The sequence below is a fragment of the Nocardia sp. NPDC059764 genome, from assembly GCF_042732555.1.
Classification (GTDB): Bacteria; Actinomycetota; Actinomycetes; order Mycobacteriales; family Mycobacteriaceae; genus Nocardia.
On record NZ_JBHWHH010000046.1, the window covers coordinates 17,242 to 30,407 of the forward strand.

Genomic DNA, 13,166 nt, shown 5'->3' on the forward strand with positions numbered 1-13,166 from the left:
CTCAGTCGTTCTCACCGGCGGTCAGCAGACCGTGCTCGTGGGCGAAGGCGGCGGCCTCGGTCCGGCTGGCGACGCCCAGTTTGGTGAGGATTCGTGAGACGTGCACGCCGGCGGTATTGGCGCTGATGAACAATTCCGCCGCCAGCGCGCGATTGCTCAGACCCTTGGCGACCAGGTGCAGGACGTCCAGCTCGCGCGCGGTCAGGCCGTAGCGGCCGGACATGGTGCCGCTCTTGGCTTTCGCCGCCCGCTGGGTGGATCCGTCGAGCGGGAGGCGGGCTCGCTCGGCCACCGCCGTGGCGGCCGCGGACAGCGGGACCGCGCCCAGCGCGGCGGCGATATCGAGCGACTCCCGCAGCGCCGACGCCGCCTTGACCCGATTGCATTCGGCCGCAGCCGCTTCCGCGAGACCCAGCAGCGCGATGGCCACGTCGTAGGGCCGTCCGACGCCGCGCCAGGCCGTGACGGCCTCCGACCAGCGGGCCGCGGTGCCCGCCAGGTGTGCCGTGAACGCGGCACGCTGGGCGGCATCCACCGGTGACGCCGTGGGCAGCGTGTCCCCCAGTGCGAGCAGTTCCGGTGGCGCTCCGGCGATTCGAGCGCCGAGCACCACCAGCGGCCATGCCTCGTGCGGATGCGTGAACAGCGTGCCGACCCCGTCGCCGCCTTCGAGTACGCGGATCAGCTCCGTCGCCGCCGCGCCCCCGTCGTCTCCCGCCAACGCCAGTGTGGAGTTCAAAGCCGCCAGTTCGAGTCGATACTGCGCCGCCCATCGACTGTCTCCCAGCAGCCGCGCGGCCGTGACGGCCCCTTCCCGAGCCGCCCCGAAATCTCCGGTGGCCAAGGAGATCCGTCCGAAGCACACCAGCAACGCCGCCCGGCTCAACGGCGGCAGCTGCTCGAGCTGCGTCTCGTCGACCACCGCCCGCGCCTCGTCCCACCGACCCAACGCCGCCAGCGCCTGCCCCCACTTCACGAACAGAATCGGCGCCGACTCCGCGAACCGGAACGACTCGTGCGCCGCCCGCAACCCCTGCCGCACCGCCGCGATCGCAGCCTCGTACCGCCCGGCCCCGACCAGCACCGCCGACTCCCACGTGGCCACATCCACCACGATCCGCGCATCCCCCGCCTGCGCCGCCGCCCGATGCGCCTGCGCGAAATGCTCCAGCGCCCAGTCGGTTTCGCTGGCCGCGCCACCACTCCGCGAGTGCTCTCCGGCCCCGAAATCCGCCCAATCCTCGGTCGATTCCGCTTCCAGCGAGCCACCGGCGGCGGCAGCGCCCGCCAGTCCCAGATGTGCGTGTGCTCGCGCGACCAGCGCGTCCGCGCCGATTCGCCGCGCGATGGCCAAGGCCTCTCGCGCGTGGGCCGCGGACCCGGCCGCGTCTCCCTGGAAGACTCGCGCGGCCGCCGACTGCACCAGCGCCTCAGCTCGTTCCACGCTGTCCGGCGCGTCCGACATGAGCGCCAGCGCCCGCTCGAGGTCTGCGCCCGGCCCGGCCCCGGTCGACGCACGCAGGTAGGCCCGTCGCCGGTACATCCGGGCCGACCGTTCGGGATCGGCACCGGCATAGTCGATTTCGCCTTTGGCGCCGGAGACGGTCACACGGTCCAGGGTTGCCGAGAGCTCGCCGACCGGGTCGTCGTGGCTCCACATCGGCAGCGTGGCGGGTGCGGCGGCGGCCGCGGGGGCCAGGAGGGCGAGGGCCGCGTCGGCGGCGGCGATGCCGCGTTCGGTGGCGCCGCAGGCGACGGCGACGTCGACGATCTGTTCCAGGACGGACAGTTTGGTGGTGGGGAGGATTTCGGTGGGGGCGGGGACTCGGTCCCAGAGGGCGAGGATTTGTTCGAGGAGGCGGAGGCGTTCGGGGTGGGTGGCGGGGACTCCGGCGATGGCGGACCAGTAGGCGCGCAGAGCGAGGTCGAGGTCTCCGGCGGCGCGGGCGTGGCGGGCGAGGTCGGCGTGGGATTCGGAGTCGAGGGCGTCGCCGCGGGCGTGCAGGGCCGCGGCGGCGCGAGTGTGCAGGCGGGTGCGCTCGATGGGGAGCAGGTGGTCGTAGATGGCCTGGCGGATGAGGCCGTGGCGGAATTCGTAGCCGGTGTCGGTGGTGAGCAGCAGGTGCCGGTCGACGAGTTCGCGCAGGGCTCCGGGTAGCTCGTCCGGGGGTAGGTCGACCGTCGCGGCGAGGAGGTCGTGGTGGATCGGCGAGCCGAGGACGGCGGCCGGGGCGACCACGGCGAGCGCCTGCGCGGACAGCCCGGTCTGGAATCCCAGCAGCAGGTGGGCGAGGTCGGCGGGGAGTTCGTCGGGGGACTGGCCCAGCGCCTCGACGAACAGCGGGTTGCCGCCGCTGCGGTCGAAAACCTTGGTGATGAGCTCGCTTCCGGGTTCGCGCCCGAGCAGGGCGGCGAGCTGGCGGCCGACCTCGTGCCGGGTCAGCGGGTGCAGTTCCAGCACCCGCACGCCCGGGTTGCGGCGCAGTTCGGCGACCAGTCCGCGCAGCGGCCCCGCCTCGCCCGGCCGGTAGGTGCCCACCAGCAGGGCATTGGCGTCGGCGAGATTGGCGGCCAGGAAGGTGAGCAGTTCCCGGCTGGCGTCGTCGGCCCAGTGCAGGTCCTCGAGCACCAGCACCACCGGCCGCGCCATCGCCAATTGCTCCAGCAGCGTGAGGATTTCGCCGAACAGCCGGATCCGATCGGCCTCGGGCGCCGCGCCGCCGGTGTGGACGGCCAGCTGCGGCAGCCAGTTGGCGAGCGCCGGATGCGGCGGCAGCAGCGTCGCCACGGCCTCGCCGCCGAGTCGTTTGACGAGTCCGCGCAGCACCGTCAGGAACGGCGCGTAGGCGACGCCCGCGGCGCCGAGCTCGGGACATCGGCCGAGCAATACCAGCGCGTCGCCGCCGAGTCGCTCGGTGAACTCCGCGACCAGCCGGGATTTCCCGATCCCGGCCTCCCCCGCGATGAGCACGGTCTGCGTGCCGGCATCACCGACCGCCTCGACCACCGCGGACACCTCCGCGGCGCGACCGACCAGGACACTGCTGCCGGGGAAACTCACCACGCCACGATCATGCCGCACCTTCGCATTTCGCCCAGCCGGGACACAGAATAACGAATTGTCGTGATGTGGCCACCCGGTCTTTATCGGAAAACTCGATGGCATGAGCGACACCGAGAACCGCGCCATCCACCCCTTCCGCATCGACATCCCGCAGGCCGATCTCGACGACCTGCGCGACCGCCTGACCCGCACCCGCTGGATCGACGAGATCCCCGGCACCGGCTGGGAGCGCGGCGTGCCCACCGCCTACCTGCGCGAGCTCGCCGCCTACTGGGCCGAGAAGTTCGATTGGCGCGCGGTGGAGGCCGCCCTCAACGCGCACCCGCAATTCACCACCACGATCGACGGCCAGCGCCTGCACTTCCTGCACATCCGCTCGGCCCGCCCGGACGCGACCCCGCTGCTGCTGATCCACGGCTGGCCCGGCACCCCCGCCGACTTCCTGGACCTGATCGGCCCGCTGACCGATCCGGCCGCCCACGGCGACCCCGACGCCCCGGCCTTCCACCTGGTCGTCCCGACCCTGCCCGGTCACGGCTTCTCCGGCCCGCTCACCGAAACCGGTTGGCACGACGGCAAAGTCGCCGCCGCCCTGGCCGAGCTGATGGCGCGCCTCGGCTACGACCGATACGGCGTGCAGGGCGGCGATCACGGCGCGTTCGTGGCCCCGCGCCTGGCCCGCGAGCACGCCGACCAGGTGATCGGTGTGCACGTGAACGCCCTGGTCACCTTCCCGACCGGCGATCCGGCGGATATGGCCGCGCTCGGCGAGGCCGACCGGAAGCGGCTGGCGGGCATGAAGCGGTTCCAGGACGACGGCTCGGCGTACATGAACCTGGCCGGTTCCCGCCCGCACACGCTGGCGCAGCTGCTGGCGGATTCGCCCGTGGGACAGCTGGGCTGGATCGTGGAGAAGTACCAGGAGTGGACCGACGAACGTCACGAGCTGCCCGAGCAGGCCATCGACCGCGACCGGATCCTGACCACCGTGGCCGTCTACTGGCTCACCGACACCGCGCGCAGCGTCGCGGACTACTACTTCGAGCGCTTCCACGACCACACCATGTTCGCACCCAAGCCGAAGGGTACGGTGCCGACCGGTGTCGCGGTGTTCGCCCACGGCGACTACGCGATTCGGCGCTTCGCGGAGCAGGCCCACCATGTCGTGCACTGGTCGGAGTTCTACTCCGGCGGCCACTTCCCCGCACTCGAGGTGCCCGACCTGCTCGCGGGGGACATCCGGGCCTTCTTCGCAGGCCTGACCAGCTGATCCGGCAGCGCGAGACATCCTCGGCCACACCGCCGCCGCGATGACCGCACTGTCGCCCCAACGCGCAGTGCGGTATTCGCCGTTGTGAGGACCGGTCACGCATATTGCCGCGAAACGTGACCCCGGCTACAGTTACGGTCCAGTAGGAACGCCAGCGTTCCCAGACTGCTGTGGAGGCAACGCGCATGATCAAGGCAACGCAACCCCTCACGGCGGCACCGATTTCCGGACCCCTGCGTGACGCGCGTGGTCTCTCGGCCACCCTCGTCGCGCATTTCGCCGAACACGTGGCCCGCTGCGGCACCCTGCCCGGGGACGCGCTGCGCGGTGAGGTCACCACCGTCACCCGCACCTGTCTGGAACTGGCCGCCGACGTCCTCGAGGGCCAGGACGTGAGCGCCAAGATCGAACGGCTGCAACGCGCGGGCGCGGACTGGGCGCGCGAGGGCATTCCGATCGGCACCATCCACCGGGCGGTGCACGACGGCTTCGCCCTGGGCTTCGACCTCATCGTCGACGCCACCGGCCCCGAGGACTACGCCCGGCTCGCGGTGACCGCGCGCCGCCTGTTCGAGGTGCTGGCCATGGTGGACTCGACCTTCGCGGTGGCCTATGTGCGCGAGCACCGCGCGGTGGTGGCCGAACACCACACCGCGGTGCACACCGTGGCCTCCGCGCTGCTGGCCGGACATCCCGCCTCCACCATGGCGCGCGCGGGCGGCATCGAGATCGACGAGTCGTATCACGTGCTGGCCCTGAGCATTCCGCCGCATCCGGGGGAATCCGACACCCGTGTGGACGGCGAGGTGGTGGCGCGCCGCAAGCTGCGGCGCATCCAGTCCGAGCTGGCCCGCCGCGGCGACGGCCGGGCGCTGTCGCTGCTCAGCGCCGACGGCGGCACCGTACTGCTGCCCGCCGCCGCCGCGACCGGCGACGAACTGGCCGACCTGATCTCCGGATTGTCCACGGCCGCACAGGTTCCGGTGACCGCCACGGTGATCCACGCCGAGACGCCGCGCATCCCCGAGTCCGCCGAGCAGGCGCACGAACTGCTCGACATGGTGCACCGCCTGGAATGCGTGCCCGGCCTGCACCGCTTCGACGACCTGGCGATGGAATACCAGCTGACCCGTCCCGGCCCGGCCCGCGAATACCTCGGCACCCTGCTCGATCCGCTGGACCCGCATCCGGAACTGCTGGAAACCCTGCGCCGCCATATCGGCAACGACCTGAGTCGACGGCATACGGCGCGCTTGCTGGGCGTGCACACCAATACCGTCGACAATCGGCTCAAGCGGATCGGGCAGCTGACCGGATTCGATCCGGCGCAGCCGTCGGGGCTGTGGTATCTGCGGTCGGCGCTGGTGGCGCGCAGTTATCGGAAGTCCGATCGGGCGCGGATCGGGCGGCCCGACACCATGGTCGCGACCAGCGCCGCCCAATGACCGTGCGCGCGCACGGCGCGGCGGGAGGCGGCGACCGACCACACCGTGCGCACCTCGGACGGCGGTAACGGGCGATCGGCGAGGCGGTCGGCCAGCCAGTCCACCATCACCGGAATGGAGATGAACTGCAACGGTAGATGGGTGCTGAGCCGGTCGCGCAGGTAGCGCACGTGGGCGCCGCGCTCGTGGTAGCGCCGCACGTGGGCGTCGACGTCGGCGACCGCGATCACCTCGTCGTTGACGCCCTGCACGACCAGCAGCGGCATGGCGGGCGCCTGGGCGCCGGGTCGGATGTCGTCGAGGACGGCCCGCATCTCGGGGCGGGTCAGCAGTGCGCCGAGCCCACCGCGAATGTGCCGGTTGGCGTTTCGCCCGGCGTAGCGGGCCAGCAGCGGGAAGGTGGCGATGGATTCGGCGTCGTCGAGCAGACGCAGGTACTCCCGCGACACCAGGCCGCGCACGCAGCCGTCGAGTTCCGGGTAGGCGCGACGCAGGCCGGAGGTGAACACCATGGCGAACCCCGCGAAGGGTGAGCCGTTCAGACGGACGAACGCCTCGGCCGGATCGCCCACCGGTGATCCCGCGACCGCGCCGACGATGTCGAGTTCGGGCGCGTAGCTCGCCGCCAGCTCCGCGGCCCACACGGTGGCCAGTCCGCCACCGGAGTAGCCCCACAACCCGATTCGGGTCCGCGGCCCCAGGCCCAGCGGCTCGAAGCGCAGGGCCGCGCGCAGGCCGTCGAGGGCGCGGTGGCCCGGTTCGCGGGCCGCGCCGAAGTGGCCGTTCAGGCCCTCGTGGTCGGGCACCGACACCGCCCACCCGCGGGCCAGGGCCGCAGCGATGAGCGGGAACTCCACCTGCGGGATGGCGCCGAGCGCGCGGGCGCGGTGCCGTAAAGCGTAGGAGGGGAAGCATTTCGGGGCGACCGCGTCGATGGCGCACTGGAACGACACCAGCGGCCGGTCCACGGCCGGGTCGGCGTCCCAGGGCAGCAGGACGGTGGTGACCGTCGCCTCGGGCGCGCCGTCGAGATCGGTGCTGCGGTAGAGCAGTTGCCAGGCTCGGACGCGCTGCGGAATGCGTCCGAACAGGGCCAGCCGCACCGGCCGCGACCGCAGGATGGTGCCCGGCGCGACGGACGCCGGATCGATCGGCGATCGATAGAACGGATCCTCCCCCGGCAGCAGCGGTCTTCCCCCCACCGCCCCCGGTTCTGGTGTGACACTGCTCGTTTCGATCGCATCGCCGATCGTCATCGTCGTCCTTTCCGTACCGCAGCGGCTAGATGTGGCCACTGCCGCCGATCATCCAGGGGTTGAAGGTGCAGACCAGGGCCGGGTGCGCGGCCGGGTCGAGGGCGCGCAGGGCGATCGACGCCGCCCGCGGCGAGTACATGACGGTCAGATGGTCGGAGACGTCCTCGGGGCAATCCTGTTGCAGCGTGATGTTTTCCACGCTCGCATCGGGGCCCGGGGTGAGGAAGGTCCACTCGTAGGGGTTGGAGATCTCGTCGTGGCGGGTGCCGACGGCGGTGTACTCGATCCCGGGCACGGTGTCGCCGTCGGCATTGAGCCTGGCGTAGAACGGCGAGCCGACGACCTGCTCGGTATTGGCCTGGCCGATCAACGGCTGATAGAAGCCGAGAATGTTCACCCCGAGGTTGGTGATCACCCGGCCCAGCGTGGCGATGCCGAGCAGCGAGGTGCCGTGGCTGGTCGCGCCGAAGCTGACGACCTTGCGCACTTTGCCCTGTCCGCCTTCGAATTTCAGGTACTGGCTGGTGACCGGCCCGCCCTGCGAGTGCGCGATCACGTCGACCGCGGGCGCGCCGGTGGCGGCCAGGACGCGATCCACGAACCCCGCGAGCTGTTTCGCCGAATCCCCCATCGGCCCGACGCCGAAGCGGCCCGGCAGGATCGGCCCGATGCCGCCGCCCCCGAGGGGCGTCTCCCGGCCGAAATTGAAGGCGAAGACACAGAATCCGGCCCGCGCGACCCGCGGCGACAGGAACGCGAAGCTGTCGTAGGTATTGAGCCAGGTGCCGTGCACCAGCACCACCGGCCGCGGATGTTCGGCGCTCGGCTTGCAGTTCCAGTCGTTGGCGCCGGGCGGCGCGGCGTCGGGGTGGGTCAGGCCGTACGCGAAAGCGGCCAGATAGGCCGACATCTCCGGACCCACGCCCACGGTGTCGGTGGCGGTGCTGACCACCGCCGAGCCCGAGGAGCTGCCCGCATCGGGCGCGGCCTCGGGTTCGGAGCTGGCCACACCGGTGGCGAAGGCCACGGCGAACGCGGTGACGGTGGCGAACACGGCACTGCCGCGGGTACGGATGGTCGGTCTCATGAACTCTCCCCTACGGTTCGAACCCGACTGAACGCGTCGAATTCCCTTGCGACCGTATGAGCCGGCCACCGCCCGTGTCACCGGTGTTGTGCCAGGTGACAGCGTGTACGGTCCGGGCCGCCCGGGGATTGTGGCGGGGAACAGCCGTCAGGGCGCGGGGGTGCTCGCGATGGTGACCGCGGTGCGGGTGAACAGCGGCACCAGTTCCGGCAGCGCCTGCGCGCCCTTGGTGTGCAGGCAGGCGCGCACCCGGTCGTCGATCCCGCCGAGCAGCATGTCCACCATCTCCCGATCCGGTTCCGCCACCAGATCGCCGTCGCGTACCCCGACCTGCGCCACCGCCATGATGTAGTCGGCGAACCGCTCGTGCACGCGCAGCCGGTGGGCCACCAATCCCGGTCCGGCCGCGAGGGTTTCGACATACAGCGCGCGGGCCGCGCCGGGCTGGACGGCGAGGAAGCCGAGATAGATCTCGAAGGAGATCCGCACCCGGTCCGCGAAGGTGACGCCTTCGAGCCCGGTGACGGTTTCCTTCAGCTGTTCCAGTGCGGCCCCGACCGCGAGATCGTAGGCGGCGGCGAAACATTCGTCCTTGCCGCCGAAGACGGAGTAGAAGGTGCGGCGCGCCACCTGGGCGCGGGTCACGATATCGGCGACGGTGGTGGCCGCGAAGCCGAGCTCGCCCACCGCTTCCAGAACGGCGGTGCACAAGCGCCGGTATTGCGAGGCCTCCACCTGCTCGCGGGTCAGCCCGTGCCGGCCACGCGGCAAGGGTCCCGGTTCACCGATGGTTTCCACACTCACGTCCCCAGAATAGGTTTCCACGTCACCGAGCGACTAACGGTCCGGCCGATACCACAGCGGTTCGTCCATGATTCCCTGTCGGACGACGGTGGCAAGCATGGGGTTCAGCGTATAGGTACCGACCGGTCTTGATCGTTTGTCGAGGTGGACGGGTCACCCGGACCGGCCGGCGCGCCACTCCCGGTAGGCAGGCCGGGAGCACACCGCGCACGGGCGGTAACCGGCCGCGATCGCGGTCGGCTCGTCGGCGAAGAACACGCGATGCGAGACGTAGCCGCCGCGGGCCAGGGCGCGCAGGGCGGCCGGGCAGTCGAGGCGGCCGTAGATCTTCAAGCGGCGGTGGCCGCCCAGGACGCCGGGCGTGCGACTGCGGTACGGACGGCCGTCCACGCCGAGCAGGACGTACTCCCTGTCGCCCATGGTCAGGCGTCGTGGAAGACGAGGCCGAGGGTTCTTCGCTGCCCGGATCGCACCGGGCTCACGCCGTGGCGCATGGGCGCGGCCGACCAGCCTCGGGAGCCGCGGACCGGACGGTCGCGGGTGGTGAAGACCAGACCGTGCCCCTGCGGCAAGGCCATTGCCGCGCCGCGGGATTGGGCGCGGGGCCGCTGCTCGACCATGAGGAACTCCCCGCCGGTGTAGTCCACACCGGGGACATCCAGCCCGATCACGACCTGGAGCGGAAACACCATGTCCCCGAACAGGTCCCGATGCAGGGCGTTCCAGTCACCGGATCCGTAGCGCAGCAGGATCTGCGAACCCTTCGTCTGCCCGGCCCGGTGGCACCGGGCGATCCAGTCCTCGAGCCGGTCCGGCCAGGTGCCGGGCCGTCCCAGCCGGGCGGCCCAGTCCCGGGCGATGGGCAGCAGCATCGGATAGAGGGCGGCCCGCAGTTCCGCCACGGGCTCGGGCAGGTCGTGGGTGAAGTAGCGGTACTCGCCGGAGCCGAACCGGTGCCGGGCCATGTCGACCGTCGACCGGAAGTGGTCGTCCACGTCGTACAGCGCCGCGAGCGTGCGGCATTCGTCTCCGGTGAGCAGTGGCCCGGTGAGCGCGTGCCCGTACGCGTCGAGCTCACCGGCCAGGGCCGCCCAGTCCTGGTCGGCGACCCCGGCCGCGATACCGCGGAGGACGGCGGTCATCACGCGGCCCGCTCGAGCTCCAGCAGCAGCTGCTTGCGTTCGATGCCCCCGGCGTAGCCGGTCAGCGACCCGTCGGCCCCGATCACGCGGTGGCAGGGCCGAACGATGAGCAGCGGGTTCGCCCCGATCGCCGAGCCCACCGCGCGCACCGCCGCCCGGGACGCCCCGATCCGGTTCGCGATCTCCCCGTAGGTGACCGTGACGCCGTACGGGATCTGGTCGAGGGCCTGCCACACCCGACGCTGGAAATCCGTGCCGCGGCCGCCCATCCGGAGGTCGAAACTGTCCCGCTCCCCGGCGAAGTAGGCCGTCAGCTGGTCGACCACGTCGGCGAAGGCGTCCGGATCGGCCTCCCAGTCGCCCTCCACCAGAAGGCTTTTGGTGCCCGCCATCGACACCGCGGTCAGCTCTACCCCGGTCCCGCGCCGCTCGCCCGCGAGCAGCAGCTCGCCGACCGGGCTGGCCATTGTCGTGTACACGCTCATCGCTTCCTCCTGTGTCGTCCCGTTCGTTTCCGCTCCCCACTCTGTCGCAGCCGATCGGCGATGACCGGCGGGAATCGGCCATCGCGTTTCCGGCCTCGGCGCGGGCGGCTCGTACCATGGGGCCATGGCTGCCGATTCGGTCGTTGTCGCCGGGACCTTGGTGGATGTCACCGTGCCAACGCTGCCGGGCCGCTGCCCCGGGGTCAGCATGGCCGGGTTCCAGGGGCGCGCGGCAGGCCCGGACCATCTGCCGGTGGTGCCGTTCCCGGCGGTGACGATGTTCATCGACCTCGGGGACATGGCGATGGTCGGGGACGCCGGCGGGAGCCGGGTCGCGGGCAGCGGTGTGGTGGGCCTGTGCCCGATCGGGGTGTACGGGCAGGCGCAGACCGTGGATCTGCTGCAGGTGCGGCTGTCGCCGGTGGTGGCGTACGCGACGCTGGGCGGCTCGCCGGAGGTGTCCGGTGGCGTGATCGGGCTCGAGGAGCTGTGGGGTCGTGAGGTCGAGCTGCTGCGCGAGCGCATGCACGAGAGCCGTTCCTGGGACGAGAGATTCGCGATCCTGGACGACGCTCTGACCGCGCGGCAGCGGAGCGGACCTGCCGTCGATCCGGAGGTGAGCTACGCCTGGCGGCGAATCATCCTCAGTGGCGGGCAGATTCGCGTCGAAGCGCTGGCCGACGAGATCGGGTGGAGCCGGAAGCGATTGTGGTCGCGATTCCGAGCCCAGATCGGCCTGACGCCCAAGCGGGCCGCGCAGCTGGTCCGATTCGACGACGCCACCCATCGGCTCGCCGCGGGGAGCAGCGCCGCGCGGGTGTCGGCGGAGAGCGGGTACGCCGATCAATCGCATTTCAGCCGGGAGACGATGACCTTCGCGGGGCTGACGCCGACGGCGCTCGCGGACGCTCCGTGGCTGGCGGTCGACCCGGTCGCGTGGGCGGGCGGGCGCGCGCTGAGTCGCGCCGGGAACATTTCTTCAATACACCCCGGCGACGCCCGCCGATGCTGGGATCCATGCCCAGACACGACCGTGAAACCCAAACCCGGCCCGGCAAATACGACCGGCCACCGCGCGGAATCCGCATCCTGCACTCATTGCGCAAGGACCCGGACTGGGAGACCCTCACGCCCGAGGAGTTGACCGCCCACGTGGCGGGGGCGAATCGGCTGGCGGGATCGAAGCTCATGCGCGTGGTCACCGGGCTGCCGGCGCGCGGCGTCAGCATCGAATGGCAGCAGGTGACGTTCCCCGATCGCGTGGTCCCGATCCGGGTCTACCGCCCGGCCGGAGAGCACGCGAACGCCCTGCCGCTCGTCCTCCATGTCCACGGCGGCGGCTTCGCGGGGACCGCGGCCCAATGCGATTGGGGCAACAGCCATCTCGCCGCTCAGCTGCCCGCCGTGGTCGTCTCCGTCGAGCATCGCCTGATCGCGCCGGACACCCCGCTGACCGCCGCCGTCGACGACGACTGGGATGTGTTGCGGCACATCCTGGATCACCCCGGCGAATGGGGCATCGACCCGGCGCGCGTCATGCTCGCGGGCGAGAGCGGCGGCGCCTTGATCAGCGCCCTGACCGCGATCCGCGCCGCCGCGACCGGCCTGCCCCTGCTGACGCAGGTGCTGATCAACCCGGCCTTCGACCTGACCGACACCATGTTCGACTACCCGACGATGACCCGCTACGCCGAGACCCCGACCTTGAATCTGCCGCGACTGAAACTGTTCCGGCGCTTGGCCGTCCCGCCGGGCGAGGACCCGCACCCGCTCTCGCCGCTGTACGCCGACCTCACCGGCCAGCCGCCCGCCCTGGTCGTGATCCCGACCCTCGACCCGCTGGCCGACCAGGGCCGCCGCTACGCCGAACGCCTCCACGACTTCGGCATCCCCGTCCAACTGTCCGAATACCCGGGCGCGCCGCATGCCTTCATCGCCTTGCCCGGCCTGGTGCCGCAAGCCAAGGCGGCCCGCACCGACATCACCGCGTTCCTCCGCACCCGCCTGTCCGACTCGATCACGCGCAGCAAACTCGACAGGTAAACTTGCCAGTCTTTCTGCCTTATGCCACCTGGGAGGGTGAGCTCGCAGAGGCCGGTCCATCGGCCGACGTCACGGCCGCCGCGAGTGAACTCCGCGTAGTGGCCAGTCCGCTGCTGCGCCGGCTCCGATCGGCGCGAGCCGGTTTCGAGATGACGCCCTCCCAGGCCGTGGCCCTGAGCCGCCTCGGCCACGAAGGCCCCCTCTCGGGCCCACCTGGCCCGCGCCGAGCGCGTGCGCCCGCAGTCACGCGCACCACCCTGGCCGCCCTCGAAGACCGCGGCCTGGTCACCCGCACCCCGCACCCCACCGATCAACGACAGATCCTGCTGTCCCTGTCGGCCGAGGGTGAACGCCTGCTGCGTCTGGCCCACCACGCCAAGGAGACTGGCTGGCGACCGCCGTCACCACCAAACTCTCCCCCGCCGAACAGGATTCGCTGATCGCCGCGATTCCCCTGCTGGCCCGCCTCGTCGAGGACTGACCCGATCCCCCAATCCCAACCGATCCCCCGCGTCACGGTCTATTTCGCCGCAGCGGGCTCCATCGTCGTCGGCCTGCTCGCCGGCCCCT

Annotated in this window: 12 protein-coding genes; 5 read left to right on the forward strand and 7 right to left on the reverse strand. The window is 71.4% G+C overall.

Annotation, left to right across the window (positions count from 1 at the left end):
* Position 1 precedes the first annotated feature (1 nt).
* On the reverse strand, positions 2 to 3,064 hold the full coding sequence (locus ACFV4K_RS13170) for an AAA family ATPase (protein ID WP_379274610.1): 3,063 nt from the start codon (positions 3,062 to 3,064) through the stop codon (positions 2 to 4).
* Between the two features lie 100 nt (positions 3,065 to 3,164).
* Here ACFV4K_RS13170 and ACFV4K_RS13175 point away from each other — a divergent pair, with 100 nt between their 5' ends.
* Together ACFV4K_RS13175 and ACFV4K_RS13180 are read left to right on the forward strand one after the other, a co-directional pair.
* Positions 3,165 to 4,334 (forward strand): epoxide hydrolase family protein, encoded by a 1,170-nt coding sequence (locus ACFV4K_RS13175; protein ID WP_379274612.1) that lies wholly within the window; start codon positions 3,165 to 3,167, stop codon positions 4,332 to 4,334.
* A 185-nt stretch (positions 4,335 to 4,519) separates the two neighbouring features.
* Positions 4,520 to 5,779 (forward strand): PucR family transcriptional regulator, encoded by a 1,260-nt coding sequence (locus ACFV4K_RS13180; RefSeq protein WP_379274614.1) that lies wholly within the window; start codon positions 4,520 to 4,522, stop codon positions 5,777 to 5,779.
* Here the strand turns inward: ACFV4K_RS13180 and ACFV4K_RS13185 are convergent.
* From ACFV4K_RS13185 to ACFV4K_RS13210, 6 genes are all read right to left on the reverse strand, one after another.
* The gene (locus ACFV4K_RS13185; protein ID WP_379274615.1) at positions 5,710 to 7,035 is read right to left on the reverse strand and encodes a lipase family protein; all 1,326 of its coding nucleotides are present in this window, start codon (positions 7,033 to 7,035) and stop codon (positions 5,710 to 5,712) included. The genes ACFV4K_RS13180 and ACFV4K_RS13185 overlap by 70 nt on opposite strands.
* A 25-nt stretch (positions 7,036 to 7,060) precedes the next feature.
* Positions 7,061 to 8,122 carry an esterase/lipase family protein gene (locus ACFV4K_RS13190; RefSeq protein ID WP_379274617.1) on the reverse strand — a complete coding sequence of 354 codons (1,062 nt, stop codon included), beginning with the start codon at positions 8,120 to 8,122 and terminating at the stop codon, positions 7,061 to 7,063.
* Between the two features lie 147 nt (positions 8,123 to 8,269).
* Complete coding sequence (locus ACFV4K_RS13195; protein WP_379274619.1) at positions 8,270 to 8,926, reverse strand: TetR/AcrR family transcriptional regulator; 657 nt, start codon at positions 8,924 to 8,926, stop codon at positions 8,270 to 8,272.
* Positions 8,927 to 9,079: 153 nt separating this feature from the next.
* A complete protein-coding gene (locus tag ACFV4K_RS13200; RefSeq protein WP_379274621.1) occupies positions 9,080 to 9,346 on the reverse strand; it encodes an Ada metal-binding domain-containing protein in 267 nt (88 codons plus the stop codon).
* Between the two features lie 2 nt (positions 9,347 to 9,348).
* Positions 9,349 to 10,068, reverse strand: a complete 720-nt coding sequence (locus ACFV4K_RS13205) for a 2OG-Fe(II) oxygenase (RefSeq protein ID WP_379274622.1) — start codon at positions 10,066 to 10,068, stop codon at positions 9,349 to 9,351.
* Entirely contained in the window at positions 10,068 to 10,553 is a 486-nt protein-coding gene (locus ACFV4K_RS13210) for a methylated-DNA--[protein]-cysteine S-methyltransferase (protein ID WP_379274624.1), read from the reverse strand. The genes ACFV4K_RS13205 and ACFV4K_RS13210 overlap by 1 nt, the downstream gene beginning before the upstream one ends.
* A 124-nt stretch (positions 10,554 to 10,677) precedes the next feature.
* On the opposite strand from ACFV4K_RS13210, the gene ACFV4K_RS13215 reads away from it, so the two are divergent.
* From ACFV4K_RS13215 to ACFV4K_RS13225, 3 genes are all read left to right on the forward strand, one after another.
* Positions 10,678 to 11,697, forward strand: coding sequence for a helix-turn-helix domain-containing protein (locus tag ACFV4K_RS13215; protein WP_379274626.1), 1,020 nt, complete (start codon positions 10,678 to 10,680; stop codon positions 11,695 to 11,697).
* Positions 11,652 to 12,596, forward strand: a complete 945-nt coding sequence (locus ACFV4K_RS13220; protein WP_379274653.1) for an alpha/beta hydrolase — start codon at positions 11,652 to 11,654, stop codon at positions 12,594 to 12,596. The genes ACFV4K_RS13215 and ACFV4K_RS13220 overlap by 46 nt, the downstream gene beginning before the upstream one ends.
* Positions 12,597 to 12,694: 98 nt before the next feature.
* On the forward strand, positions 12,695 to 13,036 hold the full coding sequence (locus tag ACFV4K_RS13225) for a MarR family transcriptional regulator (protein WP_379274628.1): 342 nt from the start codon (positions 12,695 to 12,697) through the stop codon (positions 13,034 to 13,036).
* Positions 13,037 to 13,166 lie beyond the last annotated feature (130 nt).